Source organism: Polaribacter sp. ALD11 (assembly GCF_002831685.1).
In the GTDB taxonomy this organism is placed as follows: Bacteria; Bacteroidota; Bacteroidia; order Flavobacteriales; family Flavobacteriaceae; genus Polaribacter.
In genome coordinates this window covers 273,401-294,905 of the sequence record NZ_CP025119.1, presented here as the reverse complement: position 1 = coordinate 294,905, position 21,505 = coordinate 273,401, and the positions used below count along the sequence as shown (strand labels likewise).

The 21,505-nt window shown below is 28.6% G+C and carries 23 protein-coding genes; 9 read left to right on the top strand and 14 right to left on the bottom strand.

All coding sequences use genetic code 11. From position 1 onward, the window contains the following. Positions 1-46 precede the first annotated feature (46 nt). From CW731_RS01185 to CW731_RS01170, 4 genes are all read left to right on the top strand, one after another. Positions 47-1,417: a sigma-54 dependent transcriptional regulator gene (locus CW731_RS01185; RefSeq protein ID WP_100944997.1), complete on the top strand. Its 1,371-nt coding sequence runs from the start codon at positions 47-49 to the stop codon at positions 1,415-1,417. Further along, on the top strand, positions 1,418-2,740 hold the full coding sequence (locus tag CW731_RS01180) for a PAS domain-containing sensor histidine kinase (RefSeq protein WP_100944996.1): 1,323 nt from the start codon (positions 1,418-1,420) through the stop codon (positions 2,738-2,740). Between the two features lie 60 nt (positions 2,741-2,800). Beyond that, positions 2,801-3,595, top strand: coding sequence for a pentapeptide repeat-containing protein (locus CW731_RS01175; protein ID WP_100944995.1), 795 nt, complete (start codon positions 2,801-2,803; stop codon positions 3,593-3,595). Positions 3,596-3,990: 395 nt separating this feature from the next. Then, positions 3,991-5,766, top strand: a complete 1,776-nt coding sequence (locus CW731_RS01170; protein ID WP_100944994.1) for a long-chain fatty acid--CoA ligase — start codon at positions 3,991-3,993, stop codon at positions 5,764-5,766. Positions 5,767-5,923: 157 nt separating this feature from the next. On the opposite strand, the gene CW731_RS01165 is transcribed toward CW731_RS01170, so the two are convergent. From CW731_RS01165 to CW731_RS01155, 3 genes are read right to left on the bottom strand one after another with little or no spacing between them, the layout of a single operon-like run. After that, a complete protein-coding gene (locus CW731_RS01165; protein WP_100944993.1) occupies positions 5,924-6,376 on the bottom strand; it encodes a DUF1569 domain-containing protein in 453 nt (150 codons plus the stop codon). 13 nt (positions 6,377-6,389) lie between these two features. Then, positions 6,390-7,391, bottom strand: coding sequence for a DNA polymerase III subunit delta (gene holA, locus CW731_RS01160; protein WP_100944992.1), 1,002 nt, complete (start codon positions 7,389-7,391; stop codon positions 6,390-6,392). Then, entirely contained in the window at positions 7,392-7,880 is a 489-nt protein-coding gene (locus CW731_RS01155) for an ATP-binding protein (protein ID WP_100944991.1), read from the bottom strand. Between the two features lie 26 nt (positions 7,881-7,906). Here CW731_RS01155 and CW731_RS01150 point away from each other — a divergent pair, with 26 nt between their 5' ends. Continuing rightward, positions 7,907-8,353, top strand: a complete 447-nt coding sequence (locus CW731_RS01150) for a type I restriction enzyme HsdR N-terminal domain-containing protein (RefSeq protein ID WP_100944990.1) — start codon at positions 7,907-7,909, stop codon at positions 8,351-8,353. A 55-nt stretch (positions 8,354-8,408) separates the two neighbouring features. Here CW731_RS01150 and CW731_RS01145 read toward each other — a convergent pair whose 3' ends face one another. After that, positions 8,409-8,921, bottom strand: a complete 513-nt coding sequence (locus CW731_RS01145; protein ID WP_157812163.1) for an inclusion body family protein — start codon at positions 8,919-8,921, stop codon at positions 8,409-8,411. A 225-nt stretch (positions 8,922-9,146) separates the two neighbouring features. On the opposite strand from CW731_RS01145, the gene CW731_RS01140 reads away from it, so the two are divergent. Next, positions 9,147-10,145: a glycosyltransferase family 2 protein gene (locus CW731_RS01140; RefSeq protein ID WP_100944988.1), complete on the top strand. Its 999-nt coding sequence runs from the start codon at positions 9,147-9,149 to the stop codon at positions 10,143-10,145. A 102-nt stretch (positions 10,146-10,247) separates the two neighbouring features. Here the strand turns inward: CW731_RS01140 and CW731_RS01135 are convergent, their stop codons facing one another. From CW731_RS01135 to nusB, 8 genes are all read right to left on the bottom strand, one after another. Continuing rightward, positions 10,248-10,865, bottom strand: coding sequence for an L-threonylcarbamoyladenylate synthase (locus CW731_RS01135; RefSeq protein ID WP_100944987.1), 618 nt, complete (start codon positions 10,863-10,865; stop codon positions 10,248-10,250). Positions 10,866-10,934: 69 nt separating this feature from the next. Then, positions 10,935-11,636, bottom strand: coding sequence for a response regulator transcription factor (locus CW731_RS01130; protein WP_100944986.1), 702 nt, complete (start codon positions 11,634-11,636; stop codon positions 10,935-10,937). A gap of 12 nt (positions 11,637-11,648) precedes the next feature. Then, positions 11,649-13,217, bottom strand: a complete 1,569-nt coding sequence (locus CW731_RS01125) for a sensor histidine kinase KdpD (RefSeq protein ID WP_100944985.1) — start codon at positions 13,215-13,217, stop codon at positions 11,649-11,651. A gap of 100 nt (positions 13,218-13,317) precedes the next feature. Further along, entirely contained in the window at positions 13,318-13,917 is a 600-nt protein-coding gene (gene coaE, locus CW731_RS01120; RefSeq protein ID WP_100944984.1) for a dephospho-CoA kinase, read from the bottom strand. Between the two features lies 1 nt (position 13,918). Then, positions 13,919-14,857, bottom strand: coding sequence for a CdaR family protein (locus CW731_RS01115; RefSeq protein ID WP_100944983.1), 939 nt, complete (start codon positions 14,855-14,857; stop codon positions 13,919-13,921). Positions 14,858-14,963: 106 nt separating this feature from the next. Further along, on the bottom strand, positions 14,964-15,281 hold the full coding sequence (yajC, locus tag CW731_RS01110) for a preprotein translocase subunit YajC (protein WP_100944982.1): 318 nt from the start codon (positions 15,279-15,281) through the stop codon (positions 14,964-14,966). A 2-nt stretch (positions 15,282-15,283) separates the two neighbouring features. Further along, positions 15,284-15,748: a DUF1573 domain-containing protein gene (locus CW731_RS01105; RefSeq protein WP_100944981.1), complete on the bottom strand. Its 465-nt coding sequence runs from the start codon at positions 15,746-15,748 to the stop codon at positions 15,284-15,286. A 40-nt stretch (positions 15,749-15,788) separates the two neighbouring features. Further along, a complete protein-coding gene (gene nusB / locus CW731_RS01100; protein WP_100944980.1) occupies positions 15,789-16,727 on the bottom strand; it encodes a transcription antitermination factor NusB in 939 nt (312 codons plus the stop codon). Positions 16,728-17,001: 274 nt separating this feature from the next. Here nusB and CW731_RS01095 point away from each other — a divergent pair, with 274 nt between their 5' ends. Both CW731_RS01095 and CW731_RS01090 read left to right on the top strand, forming a co-directional pair. Next, entirely contained in the window at positions 17,002-18,756 is a 1,755-nt protein-coding gene (locus tag CW731_RS01095; RefSeq protein WP_100944979.1) for an ABC transporter ATP-binding protein, read from the top strand. 79 nt (positions 18,757-18,835) lie between these two features. Beyond that, positions 18,836-19,207, top strand: a complete 372-nt coding sequence (locus CW731_RS01090) for a PUR family DNA/RNA-binding protein (protein WP_100944978.1) — start codon at positions 18,836-18,838, stop codon at positions 19,205-19,207. A gap of 170 nt (positions 19,208-19,377) precedes the next feature. Here CW731_RS01090 and CW731_RS01085 read toward each other — a convergent pair whose 3' ends face one another. Next, on the bottom strand, positions 19,378-20,394 hold the full coding sequence (locus CW731_RS01085; protein ID WP_232734700.1) for a chorismate-binding protein: 1,017 nt from the start codon (positions 20,392-20,394) through the stop codon (positions 19,378-19,380). A 54-nt stretch (positions 20,395-20,448) separates the two neighbouring features. After that, positions 20,449-20,871, bottom strand: coding sequence for a PaaI family thioesterase (locus tag CW731_RS01080; protein WP_100944977.1), 423 nt, complete (start codon positions 20,869-20,871; stop codon positions 20,449-20,451). Between the two features lie 71 nt (positions 20,872-20,942). Here CW731_RS01080 and CW731_RS01075 point away from each other — a divergent pair, with 71 nt between their 5' ends. After that, positions 20,943-21,446, top strand: coding sequence for a hypothetical protein (locus tag CW731_RS01075; protein WP_100944976.1), 504 nt, complete (start codon positions 20,943-20,945; stop codon positions 21,444-21,446). Positions 21,447-21,505 lie beyond the last annotated feature (59 nt).

Genomic DNA, 21,505 nt, shown 5'->3' with positions numbered 1-21,505 from the left:
CGAACATTTATTTGTTCATATTCAAACAAAAGGGTAATTATGTACTATGAGAAAAACAGCTGCTTCCATTTTAATTGTAGATGATGATGATGATATTTTATTTTCTGCAAGAATTAGTTTGAAAAAATATTTTACGTCAATTGTAACAGAAAACAATCCGAAAAAAATAAACAATCATTTAACTAAAAACACCATCGACGTTGTTATTTTAGACATGAATTATCGAATTGGTTTTGAAGATGGTAAAGAAGGTTTGTATTGGTTAAAAAATATAAAAGAAGTGAGCCCGGAAACGACCATTCTTTTAATGACTGCTTTCGGAAGTGTAAATTTAGCCGTAGAAGCCATTAAAAAAGGCGCTACAGATTTTATTTTAAAACCTTGGACCACAGAAAAGCTCTATGCTGCTGTAAATGCTGGTGTAGAATTGGCGCGTTCTAAAAGAAAAAACACACAATTAGAAACCATACAAGAACATCAAGACAAAGAATTTCACAAAAAAACAGAACATATTATTGGAAATTCTTCGGCAATGAAATCTGCCACAAATCTGGTTAGTAAAGTAGCACCAACAGATGCAAATGTTTTAATTTTAGGCGAAAATGGAACTGGAAAATTTGTCTTTGCAAAAGAAATTCATTTGCAGTCTAGCAGAAAAAACTATCCTTTTATACATGTAGATTTAGGTTCTTTAAATGAAAATTTATTTGAAAGTGAATTGTTTGGGTATGCAAAAGGCGCTTTTACAGATGCACAAAAAGATACGTTAGGTAGATTTGAACTAGCCAAAGGCGGAACCATTTTCTTGGATGAAATTGGGAACCTTCCACTCCATTTACAATCCAAACTATTAACGGTTATTCAGAACCGAAAAGTAACACGTTTAGGCGAAGGAAAAGAAAGAGATTTAGATGTAAGAATTATTTGTGCTACAAATGCGCCCATTCATAAAATGGTAGATGAACAAACATTTAGACAAGATCTGTTATTCAGAATAAATACCATTGAACTAAATTTACCTGCACTTCGAGAAAGAGCAGATGATATTTCTTTATTAGCTGCTCATTTTTTACACAAACTAACTCAAAAATATCGAAAGAAAATTAATGGTTATAGTAATGAAGCTTTAAAAGCGATGGAAAATTATCATTGGCCAGGAAATATTAGAGAAATAGAACATATTGTAGAACGTGCTGTTATTATTACCGATAATCCTAAAATTGAAGTTTCGGACTTGCACTTTTCAACAAAAAAAATAGACGTAAATTTAGGAGGAAGTTTAAATTTAGAAGATTCAGAAAAAATATTAATTCAGCAAGCCATTCAAAAACATCAAGGCAATATTTCTAGAGCAGCAAAAGATTTAGGTTTAACAAGAGCAGCTTTGTACAGAAGATTAGAGAAACATCAATTGTAAATGGGAAAACCACAATACATTCAAATTATAATTAGAATATTATTATTAATAATTAATGGTGTAATCATAGTATTTAGCTTTAAAAAAGGCTTTTTTGTAAATACTATTGGGTTTTCATTAGTACTATTATTTCAATTTCACCTTTTTACAGAATATCTAAAAAAGTTATTTACAGATATAGAAAAATCTATAGATTGCTTGTTATTTAATGATTATTCGAATACAATCTCTGCGGAAAAAAGAAAAAATCCGTTACACAATAAAACTGCTTTATTATTAGAAAAACATCGCAAGCAAAGCCTTCAAAAATCTTCTGAACAACTCATTTTTACTAATATTATAGAAAGTTTAGGAATCGGGATTTTAATTCTTAAAAAAAATGCAAATAATGAGGTTTCTGTATTTCAGATTAACAAAGCGTTTGCTTCATTTTTAAAAATTCCGAAGTTTTACAACTGGAATCTACTCAATAAAAAAATTGGAACTTTAACAAGTTATATCAACGAGTGGAAAGAAAATAGACTCACAATTTCATTAACAATTAATGAAGAAAAGGAAGAATTTTTCTTAAAAACATCTGTTACACAAACCAATGAATTTGGGTATTTAGTAATTTCTTTAGAAACTATTCAGCAATTAATAGACAAAAAAGAAAAAGAAGCATGGTACAAATTAATGAATGTGATGTCTCATGAAATTATAAATACCATTACTCCTATTAGTAGTTTAGCCGAAAACTTACACACTTTATTGCAAGAAGAAAATACAGATGAAGACACAATTGATGAACTTTCGCAAGGTTTAAGTATTATTAAAAGACGCTCTCAACATCTAACTTCTTTTGTAGATACTTATAGAAAATTGGCTGAATTACCTTTGCCAATTAAAAAAGAAATCAATCTAACTGAAACAATCAAAAACACTTTAGAACTTTACAAACAAGACTTTTTAGCTAAGAAAATTACCATAATTTTTAATGTAGCTGAAGAACATCTTATTAATGCAGACAAACAACAAGTAGAACAAATTTTAATCAATTTAATATCGAATTGCTTGTATGCACTTACAGAAACTAAGAAACCAACAATAGAGGTTCAGCTTTCAAAAAACAAGAATCGTTTGTATCTAGAAATTTCAGATAATGGTGTTGGTATTCCTAAAGAAATAAAAGACACTGTATTTGTACCTTATTTTACAACGCGTAAAAACGGTTCTGGTATTGGTCTAACACTTACAAAAAGTATTGTTGAAGCCCATAAAGGAACGATTCATTTTACTTCGAAAAACAACAAAACTGCATTTACAATTACATTTATTTCTTAAAAACTGTCACAGGTTAACTTTTGGGTTGTCATTTAATAAAACACTTTAAAACTCAAAAAAATGAAATATAAAATTACACTTTTAGCTATTAGTTTCTTTTTAGTCAATTCAATTTCTTATGCTCAGAGAACAGTTAAAGCATCTGCTATAATGAAAGACATAAAAGCAGGTAAATCTATTTCTATAGAGAATACAACTATAGAAGGAGTCCTCGATTTTACATATATGGATGATGCGATGGAAAAACTACCAAGGAAGAGGAAGAGTAGCTGGTTTAACTGGAGTTCTAACAACTCTTCAAATGAAATTAAAAAAATGATAGATGTAAAAATTTCGTTTATAAACTGTACTTTTAAAGAGGATGTTCTAGCATATATACCAGATGAAGATTCTGGTTATACTTTTATTGCAAGTTTTGAAGATATCGCAATTTTTAAGAACTGTAACTTCGAACGTAAAGCCATGTTTAAATATTCTAGATTTGAAAGGGATTCAGACTTTTCTAATTCAACTTTTGATGATGAAAACACCTTTAAGTATGCTAAATTTGATAAAAACATCGATTTCTCAAACACCCTTTTTAATGAAGCTGCTACTTTTAAATATGCTAAGTTTAGTAAAAATGTAAGTTTTTCTAATGCTACTTTTAAAGATAGCGCAACCTTTAAATACACACAATTTAATGACGGAGTTTCTTTTAAAAACACAAAATTTGAAGAGGATTTAAATATCAAATACATGAAGGTTTCTGGCGACTTCAACATTTCTAATATGGATGTTGCCTATGAAATCGATTCAAAATATACAGAAATCAATGGAAGAAGCTTTAGCAAATACTTAATTGACAAAAAATAGGTATTTATACGTGTATCTGCCTAAAAAATTCATACTAAATTGCCCCCCAATGGGAACAGTTAGAGTTCGGGGGCTAACAAAGACCAGATTGCAACTAGCTTCTTTATTTAATAAAGGAGCTAGTTCTTTTTAAGATATATTCTTGCATACCCCGAAATTATCATTACAAGGTTTCCTAAAAACACTTTCATTTCAAACATCTAAAAACCTCATTCTTAATATGTTTAAAGTCATATTTCTTATGGTGTTATAAATTATAACTAAAACATATTATACTAAAGAATTAGAAATAATAATATCAAAAAAATAAAAAATTCGCAATTAATAAACTCTTATAATAAGTATTTGCTAAATAGCAGTAATTTTCCTAATTTGCAATACACAAATTAGAACTTATGGCGATAGAAATTACTAGATTATTTGATTTTCCTTACTACCAATTAGAAACTTATAATTTAAATAAAGCACTTACTACCAAATATAATAATAAATGGGAAAGTATTTCTACCCAAGAATATGTAGATAAAGCCAACCAGCTTAGTAGAGGCTTATTAAATTTAGGTATAAAACCAAATGATAAAATTGCTATAATCTCTTCTAATAACAGAACAGAATGGAATATTTGTGATATTGGAATTTTACAAACGGGTGCTCAGAATGTACCTATTTATCCAACAATTTCTAAAGAAGATTATGAATATGTTTTAAATCATTCAGAATCTATTTATTGTTTTGTTTCTGATGTTGACGTTTTAGAAAAAATTAATAAAATAAAAGGGAACACCAAATTAAAAGGCATTTTTACTTTTGATGATATTGCTGGTGAAAAATCTTGGAAAGAGGTTTTAGAGTTAGGAAAAGACCAAATCAATCAAAAAGAAGTAGAAGATAGAAAAGAGGCTGTAAAGCCCGAAGATTTAGCTACTTTAATTTATACTTCAGGAACTACAGGGAGACCAAAAGGTGTAATGCTATCACATAAAAACATCGTTTCAAATGTATTAGCTGCTAAAGAAAGAGTTCCTTTAGAAGACGGTAATGATGTTGGTTTAAGTTTTCTACCTATTTGCCACATTTTCGAAAGAATGATATTGTATTTATATCAATATTGTGGGGTTTCTATATACTTTGCAGAATCTATAGAAAAACTTTCTGAAAATGCTCAAGAAATAAAACCAAACGTAATGACTGCTGTACCACGTTTGTATGAAAAAATATATGATAAAATTATTCTAAAAGGAGAAACTTTATCTGGGGTTAAAAAAATACTATTCTTTTGGGCAGTAAATTTAGGTTTAAGATACAAGCCGTATGGCGAAAATGGTTGGTGGTATGAAAAACAATTAACATTAGCTAGAAAATTAATTTTTACTAAATGGCAAGCTGCTTTAGGTGGTGAATTAAAATTAATGGTTTCTGGTAGTGCTGCTTTACAACCTAGACTTACAAGAATTTTTGCAGCTGCAAATATGCCTATTATGGAAGGCTATGGACTTACAGAAACATCTCCCGTAATTACTGTAAACGATCAAAGAAACAAAGGTTTTAGAGTGGGTACTGTTGGTAAAGTTCTAAAGCATGTTGAGGTTAAAATTGCCGAAAGTGGAGAAATCTTGGTAAAAGGACCTAATGTAATGATGGGCTATTTTAAAGATGAAGCAAAATCTGCCGAAGTTTTAAAAGATGGTTATTTTTATACAGGTGATAAAGGTGAGCTTGATGATGAAGGTTTCTTAAAAATTACGGGGAGAACTAAAGAAATGTTTAAAACTTCTGGTGGTAAATATGTAGTTCCGCCATTACTAGAAGGTGAATTAAAACAATCTTTATTTATAGAGCAAGTAATGGTTGTTGGTGAAGGTGAAAAAATGCCAGCAGCAATTATTCAACCAAATTTCGATTTTATAAAAGACTGGATTGCTAAAAAAGGACATAAAATTGGCAATACAAATGAAGAAATTGTAAATTCTGAATTGGTTATAAATAGAATTCAAAAGGAAGTAGACAAATGTAATGTTCATTTTGGAAAATGGGAACGTATTAAACGTTTTGAACTAACACCAGATGTTTGGTCTATAGATGGTGGACACTTAACCCCAACTATGAAAATGAAACGAGCAATTATAAAAGATATCTACAAAGATTTATACGATAAAATTTATAGAAATTAATATTTTAAAACCTCACTGCTAATTAAAAGTGAGGTTTTTTTTATTTTGATCAATAGGTTTTTTCCCGTATCAATTTTCTCATTAAAAAACAACTTGGCAAACACTATTCTAAAACATTCAATAATCGTTTTAACGTTAGCGTATTAACCTGAGAGCACTAAACTCCAAACTGCGTTAAATGATGGTCTAAGTGTTTATAAAAAGAATTGTTCCATTCTTTGGCAGATAGTTTACCAAAAGAATGAGATTCTTTACCATCAAAATAGAGATCTCCTAATTCCTGAGTTTTTATCATAAAAGCTATCAAACGTTTTTTCTCTACTTCGAATTCACGTTCATCAGAAATTATAAATTGTGGTGCAGTTTTTCCGTTTTTTGTAAAAGGTTTTTCAGAAACAACAGCATTTTTAACAAATAATTTTAACAGCATTTTTACAAATGCGTTTGGTTTTGGATGTTTATCTGTGTAAATTATTTCATAGGTTACACAGCAATGCGCTAGCATTTGTGAAACAGACATTTTACCCCAATTTGCTTTCGCTTTTGGAGTTAAAAGATTAACTCTTTTAATTACTTCATTTGTAATTTCTTTGTCAAAAATATTTTTCATTTTTAATTTAATTTTAGTGTAAAATTTTAAACAATAGTTCTTTTAAAATATCTTCATTAGATTGGTTTGCACCAACACCTTTACTCTTTACATCTGCATCTCTTAAAAAAGCAATTACTTGCGCCACTTTACGCATCGGATAATTTCTTGCAGCTAAAAAATATTCATCTACAAAATACGGATTCACGCCTAAATTCTTAGCTACAGAACTTTTAGACTTATCTTTTAAACCATGAAACATTAGAAGTTGAGTAAAATAACCATTCAATAAAGAAATTGTCATAACCAACGGGTTATTCTTAGGATTTTCTGCAAAATAATTAATAATTCTATTTGCTTTTACAATGTCCTTCTCTCCTACTGCTTTTCTTAATTCAAAATTATTAAAGTCTTTAGAAATACCTATATTTTCTTCAATATGTTTGTCGTTAATAATGGTTTCTTTTGGTAGCACCAACATTAACTTATCTAATTCATTAGAAATCTTACTTAAATCTGTTCCTAGAAATTCAACAAGCATTAAAGATGCTTTGGGTTCAATTTGATATTTTTTTCCACTTAAAATCCTACGAATCCAGTCTGAAACCTGATTTTCATATAATTTTTTACTTTCAAAAATAAAACCCGTTTTTGCAATTGCTTTGTGCAACTTCTTACGTTTGTCTAATTTCTTGTATTTGTAATTTAAAACTAAAACTGTGGTTGGTTGCGGATTCTCTGCATAAGAAACCAACTTCTCTATATTTCTACTTAAATCTTGCGCTTCTTTAACAATTATAACTTGTCTTTCGGCCATCATTGGGTATCTTTTTGCTGCGGAAACAATATCTTCTATTGTTGCATCTCTACCATACATTACTTGCTGATTAAAGCCTCTTTCGGCTTCATCTAAGATATTATCTTCTATATAATCAGAAATTTTATCTATATAATAAGGCTCATCACCCATTAAAAAATAAATAGGTTTTATGTTACCGCTTTTAATATCGGAAACAATGGCTTTTATCTCGTTCATTTATTTTTTTATAATTATTGCGTTCTGTAACTCCTCTTTTGTAGGGGTTTCAAACCAACTTTCCATAAACTCAAAATTATCTTCGCTTACTTCAAATTCAAAAGTCTCTCCTTTTTCTAAGTTTCTTTTTAGAATTCTTTCTTTTCTAATTGTTCTTGAAACATCTAAGAAATGAGTTTTAACTTCTATCTTATTTTCTTTTGCAAACTTTCGATACTTTTCTCTGTGTGCAAATTTAGAAAGTCCTACATCTAGAATACTATCTACACCAGATTTTTCTAATTGCAAAATTAAATCTTGCATTAATAATTCTGCTCTTTCAATTCTATCTAAAAACCAATCTAAACCATCTTTTTCTGTTTTGTCTGGTAAAAACAATATTTTATTCCACTTATCTAGCGTAAAAACAACACCATTTATATCTACTTTTAATTTATTTGCAAACGTAGATTTTCCCGCGCCAGTATTACCAACTAATAAATGTATCATAACTGATTTTTATTTACTTTTGATTGATGCAAAAACTCAACCTACCAAACTATAAATTCAGACTCAAAAGTAACGAAAATAAGATGCTTATTTTTGATAATTTGAGAAAAAAATATATGGTTTTAACTCCAGAAGAATGGGTTCGTCAACATTACGTTCAGTTTTTAATTGAAGAAAAGAAATATCCAACCTCTTTAATTGCTTTAGAAAAACAGTTAACAATTAATAATCGTAAGAAAAGAACCGATATTTTAGTTTTTAATACTGAAGGAAAACCCGATATTATTGTAGAATGTAAAGCGCCACAAATTAAAATAACACAAGCTACTTTCGATCAAATTGCACGTTACAATTTAAAACTGAGAGCTAACTTCTTAATTGTTACCAATGGTTTAGAGCATTTTTATTGTAAAATGGATTTTGAAAATGAAACCTATATTTTCTTGAAAGAAATTCCAGATTATACAAAATAAACCTCAAGAAATATTTTCTTAAGGTTTATAATTAAATCATATATAATAAAAGATATTAACCCGTTACAGTAATTGTAGGATCCCATTGGAAATATCCAAATAAAATAGGATTTCCATTTTCGTCTCTTTTATAAAAAGCAAAAACTACTTTGTAATTTTCTGTACCCGCAATTATTACAGATGATTGATAAAACCAAAATTGCTGACTACCAATGTGTGCAGGTAATACATTTTGATTAGAAGGAGAAACTCCATTTTTGGTAAAAGTTAAACTCATAAAAGGGCTAAATACTTCTACCCCTCCAAAACGATCAATACCGTAAAGAAGTATCGCATCTTCAAAATTATTTGAAGCTGAATTCCCAAAAAACCTTACTGTGTCTCCAACTTGTGCGCTAAAATTAAGATCACCGGTTCCACTACCAGAAATAGTATTAGAAGTTGCAATCATATAAGAAAAATTGTGCCCAATTCCTGTTGGATTGTTAAAATCTTTACTAGGATTTGAATAAGCTTTTGCTAGGGCGATTGTGTCGATTGTTACATGAACATTTATTGTTTTACTCATCATTAAAAATTTAAAATAACGCTTACTCTTTTAGGATTTTCAGCTAACTCCTTTAATGATATATCATACTTCAAAGTTATTTAAGATTATAATTAAAATGAAGAGTATAAATACGCTTTAAATAAAAGGGTGTATAACACTTAAGTAGTTTTACCCTTTAGATTTTAACAAAATGATTTGTTTTTTTATTCTTGACAAAAGATTTTAAACTGTAAATTCGCATCCTTGAAAACAGCAATCATCATATTAAATTGGAACGGACAAAAACTTTTAGAACAGTTTTTACCTTCTGTGGTTAATTTCAGCTCTGAATTGGCTGAAATTTATATTGCTGACAATGCTTCTACAGACACTTCTATAAAATATGTAAAGGAGTTTTATCCTTCGATAAAAATCATAGAAAACACCACAAATGAAGGCTATGCAAAAGGTTATAATGATGCTTTAGCTAACGTTGACGCAGATATTTATTGTCTTTTAAACTCTGATGTTGAAGTTACTAAAGATTGGCTTCAACCTCTTTTAGAAGTTTTTAAAAGAGAAGAGAAAACAGCAATTATACAGCCAAAATTATTAGATTATAAAGACAAAAATAAATTTGAATATGCTGGTGCTGCCGGTGGTTTTTTAGATTTATATGGTTACCCTTATTGTAGAGGTCGCATTTTTAATAATTTAGAAACCGATAATGGGCAGTTTAACGATATTTCTGAAATTTTCTGGGCTACTGGTGCTTGTTTATTTATTCGTTCTAAAGTCTATCATCAATTAGGTGGTTTAGATGAAGATTACTTTGCGCATCAAGAAGAGATTGATTTATGTTGGAGAACCCAAAACATAGGTTACAAGGTAAAATATGTTGGTACTTCTACTGTTTTTCATGTTGGTGGCGCAACGCTACAGGAAACAAATCCGCATAAAACCTATTTGAATTTTAGAAATAGTTTATTAAATGTAGTTAAAAACGTTCCTAAAAAATGGTTTTTGTTCGTTATATTTTCTCGTTTAATTTTAGACGGAATTGCGGGTATAAAGTTTCTAATTGAATTAAGACCAGTTCATACACTTGCAATTTTAAAAGCACATATTAGTTTTTATAAAAACTTTTTTAAATTCTTAGGAAAACGAAAAAAACTTCAAAAAAAACAAGATTACAATTTACATACTAGCATTGTTTGGCAATATTTTGTTTTAGGTAGAAAGAAATTTAAGAATTTAAAGTAATTAGCTTTTTTTAAACTTAGTAATTTTAATTAGTTTACGATACTTTTTTTTATCTTTCAAAAAATCACTAGAGCTGATTAGTTTTCAACTTCGAAACTAATTCTACAAAATATCTAAACTTCCTTTTCCTTGTCTAACTACTGTTGGTTCATCTGTTAAATCGATTACTGTAGAAGGTTCATTATCTCCAGAACCACCGTCAATTACAAGATCAACTAAATTTTGCCATTTTTCAAAAATTAATTCAGGATCTGTAGTATATTCTAAAACATCATCATCATCTCTAATAGAAGTCGACATTATTGGGTTGCCCAGTTCTGCAACTAAAGTTCTTATAATATTGTTATCTGGAATTCTAATTCCTACCGTTTTTTTCTTTTTGAATACTTTTGGCAGATTATTACTACCAGGAAGAATAAACGTATAAGGTCCTGGCAATGCTCTTTTTAAAATTTTAAAAGTCGCGGAATCTATTTGCTTTACATAATCTGAAAGATGACTTAAATCGTTGCAAATAAATGAGAAGTTTGCTTTCTCTAAATTGATACCTTTTATTCTTGCAATTTTTTCTAAAGCTTTAGTTTTTGTAATATCGCAACCTAAACCATAGACAGTATCTGTTGGATAAATAACCAAACCGCCAGCTTGTAAAACTTTTACAACTTTGGCTATTTCTTTAGGATTGGGATTTTCGTTATATATTTTAATGAATTCTGCCATCCCATAAAAATACAAAAAACTCAGCTTGTTTTACGAACTGAGTTATTTTATTAGGGAAGTATTTTAAATTTAGATTTTATCTACTAATCTAAAGCCTTCTCCGTGGATATTTAAAATCTCTACTTTATCATCTACTTTTAAGTATTTACGCAATTTTGCAATATATACGTCCATACTTCTAGATGTAAAATAATTATCATCTCTCCATATTTTTGTTAATGCTAATTCTCTTGGCATTAAATCATTTTTATGAATTGCCAACATGCGTAACAATTTACTTTCTTTTGGAGACAATTTAATTGGCTCACCATCTTCACCAACAGTTAGATGACGTAATTTAGAATTAAACAAGAAACTACCTACTGTAAACTCAAATTGCTCGCTTTCTGGAGAATTGTCTATTTCCTTACGTTGTAATATTGCTTTAATCTTGTGTAATAAAACCTCCGAATCGAAAGGTTTATTTAAATAATCATCTGCACCAACGGCATACCCTCTTAAAACATCTTCTTTTAATGTCTTTGCTGTTAAAAAAATAATTGGCACTTCTTTATTTGTAACTCTAATATCTTGTGCTAAAGAAAAACCATCTTTTCTAGGCATCATTACGTCTAAAATACACAAATCATAATCGCTATTTTTAAACATAATAAGACCTTCTATTCCGTCTTTTGCATGTGTTACATTGTAATCGTTTAATGCTAAATAATCTTTTAGAACCGTTCCAAAATTAGGATCGTCTTCTACTAATAAAATTTTTTTACTTCCCATTGTTTTATACTTTTAAATTAAAGGTAATTTTACCGTGAACATGCTTCCTTTTCCTTTTTCACTTTCAACAAATACTGTTCCGTGGTGTTTTTCTACAATTTCTTTTACGTATGCTAATCCCAATCCATGACCTTTTATGTCATGAATATTTCCTTTTTGTTCTCTGTAAAACTTATTAAAAACTTGTTTTTGTACCGCTTTACTCATTCCTATTCCTGTATCTTTTATTTTGAAAATAAAAAACTTACTACTACTTTCTGTATATACATCTATTATTGGAGCGCCTTCTGAATACTTTATAGCATTTTCTAACATGTTCACCACAACATTTGTAAGGTGAAATTGATTTCCTGGTAATTCAGACACAACCGCTTCTAAGTGCGTATCTATTCTCCCCTTTCTATCTTCAACTAATAAACTTACATGCGTAATAGCATCTTCTATAGTGTCGTGCAGGTCTATGGTTTCCTTACTTAAATCAATCTGATTTTTTTCTAATCTAGAAATTCTTAATACATTCTCTACCTGAGAGTGCATTCTTTTATTCTCTTCTCTAATCATTTCTACATAACGCAAAACTTTTGCATCGTCTCCTAAAATTTTAGGATTTTTAATTGAATCTAAAGCCAAATTAATGGTTGCAATTGGTGTTTTAAATTCATGCGTCATATTATTGATAAAATCTGTTTTTATTTCAGAGATTTTTTTCTGTCTAATTAGTTGATATAAAGAGCTAGAAAAAGCAATAATAATGATGAAAATAAAAAATAATGACAGTAATAAAATACTTGAAATACCCGATAAAATATGATCATTTTTATCAGGAAAAGTAACGTGTAAATTATAGCTTATATTCCCTAAAGAGTCATAAAAAAGTGGGTATTTATAACTGTCTTTTGTATTTATAGTATAATAACCAGATTTTAATTTTGTTGCTAATTCATCAATACTATAGACACCATATTTAAAATCTAAATAAACATTTCTTTTGGCTAATTCCTCTTTAATAATTCTATTTAGCTCATTATTACTAATTCTCTCATGAATTAACTTCTTTCGATTAACATCATTCAATAAATCTATCGTTTGCAACCTATCAAATTCTGAATAGGATTTAATAAATGAATATCTTTCTTCATCTATTTTTGGAAAATAATTGTCTGGACTTTTTATTAAGGAAGATCTAAAAAAGTCTTTTTTTCCTGTTACCCTTTTATATATAATAGAATCGTTATTTAAAAAATCCGTTGGTAACTTAAAATTCTCTTCTAAAAAAGTACCTCCAAAGGTTATTTTTTCTTTAGTTGTAGTATCTATTTGCTGTATTAAATAACTTTTTAATTCGGCTTTATCAGCTAAACCTTTCTGAGCAATAAGACCTTCTATTTTCTTTTGAAACTCTGCTTGTTCTTTTTCGTTAATTCTTTCAGTTGCTGCTCCTAAAGATTTTTGAACATCATTTTTAAATTGTGCCTTTTTACTTTCTAACGCATTGTTTATCCAATATAGCTGTACAGTTATAATTCCTATCAAGGAAGTACTCATTAAAACAACAATAAGAATAAACATTTTTTTACGCATAAATCAAATTTACTACTTTCATAAGTTGTAATTATTGATTTTAACCTAAATTAACAAGTTTGTTGGAATTTTAAGAGTTATTTAACAATATAAATATATTTTACGAAAAAGTAGCTGCCTTTTTTGTTAAAATATTATGAATTTTTTTAACAGAAGATTCGGTTTCTTGAAGTGCGTAATTATTAATTACATAATTAGATAAGAGTAGCTTTTTATCTTCTTTCCATTGACTATTAATTCGACTTAAAACTTCTTGTCTTGTAGAATTATCTCTATCTAAAACTCTTCTAATTCTTTCTTCTAAATCTACAAAAACAGAAATAACAAAATCAAATTGATGTTGACTATTGCTTTCAAATAGAATAGCACTTTCATAAACAATATATGCTTTATTGGTGTTGTTCTCAATAAATTTCTGAAAATGCTTTTTTACTTCAGGATGCACAATACTGTTTAAAATGTGAAGTTTTTCTTTATTATTAAAAACAATACTTGCTAAAAATGGCCTGTTTAGTTGATGCTTTTGATAGGTTTTTTCGCCAAATGCTTCTATCAGTTTTTTTCGAATTATATCCGAAGAATTCATCAGTTTTTTGGCCTCAACATCTGCTATATAAACTGCTACTGTATTAAAGTTGTGAAACAGTTTAGCAACTGTTGTCTTTCCGCTTCCGATTCCACCTGTTAAACCAATTACCATATTAATGCTGAATTAAAAAATCGATCTTATTGGGTATAATTTTATAACTTTTTATTTCTGATGGTTTGTAAACCAATTTAGGAATCAAATACCCTAAATTATTAGATTCAGACATACTATAATCACACTCTATTTGAAGTGAGTTTTTATTTATTTTATTAAAACTAGATAACCCCACAATAAAAGTAACTTGTACTTCCTTAGATAAAGTATTAATTACAATGCCTTCTGGCACATTTATAATGGTATACCTTACATCTAAAGTACCTTCTGTAAACTTTTCTACTTTTCCAGAAATAGTTATTTCTTTGGTTTCAAATTTTAAGTTCTTAATTCCTTTTGGTATTTTAATTGCAGCTTTCTTTGCAAAATCTGCTTTTACACCTTCTAATTCTAAAGGTAAAAGTTCTATGTTTTTAATTTCTGAAATATAGTTTTCAGGCCCAGAAACTAAAATACTGTCTGGTTTTACACTAATTTCTTCAGAAAGATCATAACCAATATGATACTTTATTTTTAAATTTGGTTTTAAAGGAAGTTTCTTTGTCACCAAACTACCAACATCTAAAAACAATGTATCTTTAATAATCTCCTCTAAAACAACCCCAGAAGGTAATTGTTTTTGAATCCTTAACTTTTGATTCTTAACCAGTAAATAATGTGTTGTTCCCTTTTTTTTGATTAATGCATTTGCCTTAATTGTAATACTTTTGGTGTTTACTCTTGTTCTTAAAATCTTAAATCCGTTTGTTTTAACAACAATTTCTAATTCATTTACTGGCGCGGATAATAACAGTTTATTTTGAGAAATATTGCTGTAGTTTATTGGAAAATAAATACTAGTAACATACTCTTTAGATAATGTTATTAACAACCAAATAAGTACAGAGGCTAATAAAAAACTAACAAACGTTTTAGGTATTTTCTTTTTAGGTTTCAAAAGTGATTTTTAGAATATGCAATTTACATAAAAGCTTAGAAAGAAAAAAGTGAGTATTATCTAAAAAAGACAATACCCACTTTAAATATGTATTAATGAAGTAAAATTATTTTTTAACCGGAGCTAAATATTTTTTACTTAATTCCATAGAAATTGCAGAACGTTCAAATTTAATTTTACCTGCTCCTGTTTCTATTGTAATAGTATTATCTGTATTATTCACATCAGTAATTTTACCGTGAATACCACTAGAAGTTATTACTTTAGATCCTGTTTTTATTTCAGCTTGAAAAGCTTTTTCTTTCTTTTGACGATTCATTTGTGGTCTTATCATAAAAAAATATAAGACTAAAATCATTGCAGCAAAAGGCAACATACTAGCTAAACTACTTGAATCGAATTGTAAAAAAATTGTGTTGAACATTATTATAATTTTGCTTTAGGTGTTACAGAACCTCTAAGTGTTAATACTTCTCTACCAGATTCTGTATTGGTAGTTAAAGTAACTGTTTTCATTTGTCTATTTGGTTTCCCAGAAGTATTAAACTTTACACCTACTTCACCAGTTTGTCCTGGTTTAATTGGTGCTTTTGGCCACACAGGAACAGTACAACCACAAGAACCTGTAGCATTTGTTATTACTAAATCTGTTTTTCCAGAATTGGTAACTTTAAATATAGTTTCTACAATATCACCTTCATTTACAGTACCAAAATCGTACTCTTTTTTATCTAATGATATAGAAGCAACTCCTTTTTTAATTTCTGCATCTCTAGATTTTGCAGTATTTAAATTACTTTTATTAATTTTAGTTGACGCACTTCCGTTTCCACAAGAAACCATAAATGTTGTTCCGACTAAAAAAGCGAATAAGAATGTTATTTTTTTCATTGTTAAATCTATTTTTGTAAAAATAATAAATTTTTTTAGTTTAAATAAGTCCTCTACCTATTTTAACTATTTTTTCGTTGGCAATAAATTCTTTAGAAATCTTATCTAAAACTCCGTTTATAAAATAACTACTTTTTGAAGTTGAGTAATCTTTCGAGATTTCTATATATTCATTAATAGTTACTCTTGTTGGTATAGACGGAAAGTTCATAAACTCTGTAATAGACATTTTAATTAATATCATGTCTATTTCTGCAATCCTATCAGATTCCCAGTTTGGTGTTTTGTCTTCAACGTATTGTTCGTATTCAGCTTGTTTTAAGACTGTTTTTCTAAATAATTTAGAAACAAAATCTTCATCATCTTTGTCTTTATATAAAGAACCTAAGACAAACAACCCAGTTGCTTTTTGTTTACTCAACGTCTTTACAATCCAAGTATTTACAAAAGGAATATCATCTACCCAAGAAATCATCTTGTCTTCATAATATTCTGCTAACTTTTCATTAGGTGCAATAATTTCTTTAAAGAAATCTACTACAAAAGCCTTATCAAGCTTAAAAGAGTCTTCTTCTGTGGATAAATATTTTTTGTACAAATCGCTTTGTTGCAATTCTTCAAAAATAATTTTCACATACTCATCATTTTCTTCCCAATTATTTAAATTATTTAACTCAATATAACCTTCTACACTTACACTTTCTGCAATGGTATTAATTACTTTGTTGTCAATAAATTTTGTGTTGGGTTTTAAATCTGCTGCTGTAGCAAGAATTTTCTTTTTAGAAAGTGCCATTTTTTTGGTAGCTAATTTCTGAACTTCTACCAGCAATTGAATGTTTAATACATATAAATCAAACATTTTTAAGACACTATGTTTTAAGAATTTTTCTTCTCTAATGATATCATCATTATGAGACTGCAACATAGCGTACACAGATTGCATTACTTTAACTCGAATATGTCTTCTGTTAATCATTTTCTAAAGAACTTTTATTAAATAAAATCATGATGATTTCGTTTCTAACGAACCACAAAAATAATATTATTTTACTTCTAAATGCACAACTATTTTAAATTCTTTTTGCATTTTATTTTAATGATTTCCTCTTGGCTAAAAAGTAATCATATTATTTATAAAAATGTATCTTCGTACTTCAAATAAATACTACTTACTTCATTTATTTTAACAGAAAATAAAGAAAGATAGGTGGTATAAATTGTAATTTTATTTTTTAAATTTCGTATCTGAATTGAAGGCTCTAAAATATATAAATAAATACTTTGTAAAATATAAATGGCGATTATTAATTGGTATTTTAATCACCATTTTATCAAAGTTATTAGCACTTAAAGTTCCGCAAATTGTTGGTGACTCTTTAAACATTGTTGAAGATTACCAAAACGGTACCATAACCGACATAGAAGCTGTAGAACACGAGCTTTTAATGAATGTGTTAATTATTATAGGTGTTGCAATTTTAGCTGGTTTTTTCACTTTTTTAATGAGACAAACTATTATTGTTACTTCTCGCTTAATCGAGTTCGATTTAAAGAACGAAATCTATCAACAATACCAAAGATTATCTCTTAATTTCTATAAAAAAAATAGAACAGGAGATTTAATGAATCGTATTTCTGAAGACGTTTCTAAAGTAAGAATGTACGTTGGGCCTGCTGTAATGTATAGTATGAATATGATTGTACTTTTAGTTGTTGGTTTTACACAAATGATGAATATCGATGTAAAATTAACGATGTATACCTTACTTCCTTTTCCTATTTTATCAATTTCAATTTTCACTTTAAGTAAAGTAATTCATAAAAGAAGTAGTATTGTTCAAGAATACTTATCAAAATTAACAACTTTTAATCAAGAATTCTTCTCTGGAATTAGTGTTGTAAAATCTTACGGAATCGAAAATTCTATTATTAACGATTTTGATGCTATTGCAGACAAAAGCAAAGAAAAAAACATTCATCTTCAGCAGGCAAACGCATTATTTTTTCCTTTAATGATTTTATTAATTGGTCTAAGTAATCTTATTGTAATTTATATTGGTGGCCAACAATATATTAATGATGAAATTCAAATAGGAACCATAATAGAGTTTATGCTGTATGTAAATATTTTAACATGGCCCGTTGCAGTTGTAGGTTGGGTTACTTCTATGGTACAACAAGCAGAAGCTTCCCAGGTTAGAATTAATGAATTTTTAGAGCAAGTTCCAGAAATTCAAAACAAGAATACAAAACCTACGTTATTAAAAGGAAAAATAGCTTTTAAAAATGTTACTTTTACTTATGACGATACAAATATTACTGCTTTAAAAAACGTTACATTTACTGCAGAAGCTGGCGAAACGATTGCCATATTAGGTAAAACGGGTTCTGGGAAATCTACTATTATAGAATTAATTGCAAGATTATACGACATAAAAGAAGGAACTATTCTTTTAGATGACACCTCCATTGAAACGACCAATTTAAACGATATTAGAAACCAAATTGGTTTTGTTCCTCAAGATCCATTTTTGTTTTCGGAAAGTATTGGTAACAATATAAAATTCGGAAAAGAAGATGCTACTCAAGAAGAAATTATACAAGCAGCCAAAAATGCCGTTGTGCATGAAAATATTATCGATTTCCCTAACGGGTATCAAACCATTTTAGGTGAACGTGGTGTTACTCTTTCTGGCGGACAAAAGCAGCGTGTATCTATTGCAAGGGCAATTATTAAGAACCCCAAAATATTAATTTTTGATGATTGTTTATCTGCTGTTGACACAGAAACTGAGGAAAGAATTTTAGCGAATCTAAAGAATGTTTCTAAAAATAAAACTACTTTTATTATTAGCCACAGAGTTTCGTCTGCAAAAAATGCAGATAAAATTATTATCTTAGACAAGGGCAAAATAATACAACAAGGCACTCATAATCAACTAATAACACAAGAAGGCTATTATAAATATTTGTACGAACAGCAACTTTTAGAAAAAGAAAATTAATCTTTAACATTGCTACGTAAAATATTTTGTTAGATTTGTTACTATAAATATAATTACATAACTACTATTTTTAAAGAACATGGCAGAGAGAGTTGAACAGGAAGAAATTTTTTCACAAGTATTAAGAGCTGGAAGAAGAACGTATTTTTTTGATGTAAGAGCAACAAAAGCAGACGATTATTATTTAACAGTTACAGAAAGTAAAAAATTTACACACGATGATGGTACTTTTCACTATCAAAAACATAAAATTTACTTGTATAAAGAAGATTTTACAGACTTTCATGAAATGTTAAAAAAAGCTACTGACTACATTATCAACGAAAAAGGTGATGAAGTAATTAGTGAGCGTCATCAAAAAGATTTTAAGAAAGAAGAAATTAAAACAGATGCAGAAGAAACAACTACTTCTACAGAAAGTTTTACAGACATTTCTTTTGACGATATATAACAGTCGTAGATTATTTTTGTATAAATTGATTTGTGAATAAAGAAAATTCATAAAAAAACTTTATACAGAAAACAATTTCAATTCAAATTCAATTTTACACACAAGGAAAAAACCGCAAATTTACTATTTGCGGTTTTTTATGTTAAATTTAGAAAATAAATATTTAAATATTATAAAACACGTTTCATCGTTTTAGCCTTAGAAACAGTTTCCTCCCACTCATTTTCTGCATTACTGTCTTTTGTAATTCCGCCACCAACAAATATAGAAGCGGTATTATTTTCAATTTTCATACAACGTAGATTCACAAATAGAGAAGAACAATTTTCAGATTCTTTTGTGCCTCGAAGATTTAATTCTCCTAAAAAGCCTGAATAAAAGCTTCTATGGTAGTTTTCATTAGTAGTAATAAAATCTTTGGCATTTCCTCTAGGCAGACCACAAACTGCTGGTGTTGGGTGTAACGCTCTAATCATTTTTTTTAAATTTGAAGAGTTTTGTAGTTCTCCAGAAACCTTTGTTCTTAGGTGTAGCAGATTCCCCGCTCTTACAGTCTCTGTTTTATCTATTTCTAAATTAGTTGCAATGGTTACTAACTTATTCTCTATAAAATTAGTCACCAATTGTTGTTCTTCTAATTCTTTAGATTTCCAAACTACCGTTTCATTCTCTTTATAAAGTTGTGTTCCTGCCAGAGACATGGTATTAAACTTAGTTCCTTCTATATTTAACAACGTTTCTGGTGTAGCTCCGAGCCACAAGCCTACTTTAGGATGAAACCAAATATAAACAAAGGCATTCTTATAAGTAGAAAGTAACTTCTTATAAATTTCAAGTAAATCGAAATCGCTAATAAAAATCAGTTCTTCTCTAGAAATTACAACTTTTTGTAAATCACCCGCCTTAATTTTTTCAATTGCTTTTTCAACAGTTCTTACATGTTTTTCTTTGGATGAATTATCTACTTTAAAAACAATATCGTCTAAACTATATGTATCTACTTGTACTTCCTCAAACAAAAAAAGAGCTTTTTTTTCTGGAAATAAAATAGCTTTTTCTTCACTATCAAAAGGGGCAAAAACAAACCCTTCTTCTTCGAAACTTGAAACAAAACTTAACTTAGCATTCGGCATAAAAAAAGCAGCAATATTTTTCTCATTTGGCTTCCTATATGTTACAAAAGGCATTTTTTTACTGTATTGAGCAGTAATTTTATCAAACAAACTATTCAAAACTAAAAATTATTTTTTTCTGATTTCTAAAACAATATTGGTCATTTTTGCAACCGAAATTAACTGATTGTCTTCATCTACAATTCTAACTTCCCATAAATGCGTGCTTTTACCTTTGTGAATATTCTTTGCTGTAGCAAAAACAACGCCTTCTCGTTTACTTTTTATATGATTTATAGACAATTGAATTCCGTTTATAAATTGCGTTTTACTATCAATAAAAAAGTTTGATGCTGCACTACCAACACTTTCGGCTAAAGCCGCAGTTGCGCCACCGTGTAATTGCCCATAAGGTTGATGAACTCTAGAATTTACGGGCATTTTTGCTGTTAAAAAGTCATCTCCAATAGCAACATATTCAATATCAAGAGTTTCCATTAGCGTATTTTTAGAACGCTCGTTAAATGCTTTTAAAATACTAGTTTTATCCATAATCGATTATTTAATATGTAAAAATACGTATAAAAAATTGTATTTTTGCAACTGAAAAGCTAAAGCATTCTATGTACAAAATACGCGTAATTTTAGACACTAAAGAAGATGTAATTAGAACAATTTTAGTTGAAGACAACTTAAATTTAGAAGATTTACACCTAACAATTGCAAAATCATTTGGTTTTGGAGGTAGAGAAATGGCCTCTTTTTACAGAACTGATGAAGAGTGGAATCAAGGTGAAGAAATTCCGTTATTTAATATGGAAGAAGTTGGCGAAGGTATTTCTATGCAAAAGTGTGTTTTAAATGATACATTACCAGAAGAAAATGACAAATTAATTTATGTGTACGATTTCTTAAAAATGTGGACTTTCTATGTAGATGTTATTGAGGTTTCTTCAGAAAAAAAAGAAGGTTTACCTCAAATTATTCTTACCGTTGGAGAAATTCCTAATGAAGCTCCTGAGAAAGAATTTATTGCAGAAAAATTAGATGATGGTTTTGGAGATGAGGAAGATATTGATGACGAATTTGGTCATTTCGATGATGATTTCGACTATACTGAATATTAATACACGTTTAAATCTTAATCTTCTTATTTCTAAATTTACTACCCTTTATTTATTTCAAT